The organism is Ideonella sp. P3_A4 (assembly GCF_056403075.1).
This window is the reverse complement of the sequence record NZ_JBFUGE010000971.1, coordinates 1-1622: the sequence shown is the minus strand read 5'-3', so window position 1 is coordinate 1622 and position 1622 is coordinate 1. Positions and strand designations below refer to the sequence as shown.

Here is a 1622-nt window from a genome sequence, read left to right as displayed (position 1 = left end):
GAGCGATTGACGGCTGTCGGCGTAGTGGCCCCAAGGGTCGGTCTTTTCCGCCAACAAGTGATCGCCGGCCGTCTGCACGGTCCAATGTGCGCCGCTGGTCAGCTCGGGCAGCTGCTCCCAGGCCACCGGCATCGACACGCCCAGGCCCGGCCGCGCGCGGGCTGAAAAGGCGGCAACCGTGGTGGCAGCGCTGCCGTTGCGCAGGTAGTCAATGAAGATCTTGCCGACACGGTTGCGCGGGCCGCTCTTCGCGACAAAGCGCTGCGGCACGGTCTTCGCCAGGTGCTCGACCACGGCTTTCGAAAAAGCCCGCACCGCATCGGCCGGCCAGCGGCTGGCGATCGGCACCACCACGTGCAGGCCCTTGCCGCCGCTGGTCTTGAGCCAGGCTTGCAACCCAAGCTCCTGAAGCATGGCTCGCACCAGCTGCGCGCCCTCCTGCACATGCGGCCATGCCACGCCGTCGCCGGGGTCCAGGTCGAACACCATGCGGTCGGGCTTGTCGGGGTTGCGCAGGCGCGCATTGCCGGTGTGGAACTCGATCACGTTCAGTTGGGCAGCGGCCAGCAGCGCGTGGGCGGTGCCGATCTTCAGCGGGGCCTCGTCATCGTCTGCACTGCTGTCGTGGCGCTGGAAGAAAAGCTGGCCGCGGATGCCCTGCGGCCCGCGCACCTGGGCCACCGGCCGGCCTTGCAGGTGGGGCAGCATGCGTTCGGCGACGCTTTCGTAGTAGCGCACGAGGTCGAGCTTGGTCAGGCCGGTGCTGGGGTCGACCACCCGGTCCGGGTGCGACACGCGCAGGCTGCCGACGCGTGCGCTGTCGGGGTGCGCGACAGCCGGCGCATCCGCTGGATGGCGGTGGATCATTCGGGTCTCCTTCTGAAAGGCACCACCCGGTGGCGGTCGATGACGAAGAACAGCAAGGCGGCCAGCGCCAGCGGCACCAGGTAGAAGATGACCCGGTAGCCCAGCATCGCGGCCAGCAGGTCGGCCTGGCCGGCACGCGTTTGCAGCAGCGCAAGGAAGATCGCCTCAAGCACGCCGAGGCCACCCGGCACGTGGGTGACGAGACCGGCCACCGCCGACACCAGCAGCGCATTCAGCACGCTGGCGTAGTCCACACGTTGTTCCAGCAGCGCCCAGCAGACGGCGGCCGTGAGCATCCAGTGCAGCGCCGACAGACCCAGCTGCGCCAGTGCCATGCGCGACGAAGGCAAGGTCACCACATGGCTGCGCCAGCGCCACTGGTGGCCTTCGGCCCAGTGGCAGGCTGCGGCATAGGCCACGGCCAGCAGCAACAGCGCCACGCCCAGCACCTGCAGCGCGACGTCGCCCACCTCCCAACCGGGCGGCAGCTCCGGCGGCCGCCACAGCAGCAGCAGGCCTGCCAGCCCCGCGTAGCCCAACCAGTTGGTCAACACGCTCGCGGCCAGGATGCGGGTCACCTCGTCCACCTTCATGCCCAAGCGGGTGTACAGGCGATAGCGCAAGGCCACTCCGCCGAGCAGAGTGCCCAGGTTGAGCTTGACGGCGAACGAAACAAAGCCAACCGCCAGCACCCAGCGCGACGGCACCGCCGCGCCGGCACCGGCCACCTCGACATCGGGCTCGCGTCCGAGCAC

2 protein-coding genes are annotated in these 1622 nt (G+C 69.4%); both read right to left on the bottom strand.

Annotated features, from left to right (window positions below):
* Positions 1-867 (bottom strand): non-homologous end-joining DNA ligase (gene ligD / locus AC1DYI_RS34985; RefSeq protein ID WP_477208694.1); only part of this gene is annotated, 867 nt, incomplete at its 3' end.
* The coding region (locus AC1DYI_RS34980; RefSeq protein ID WP_477208693.1) for a lysylphosphatidylglycerol synthase domain-containing protein at positions 864-1622 on the bottom strand (759 nt) is incomplete at its 5' end. The genes ligD and AC1DYI_RS34980, both read right to left, overlap by 4 nt.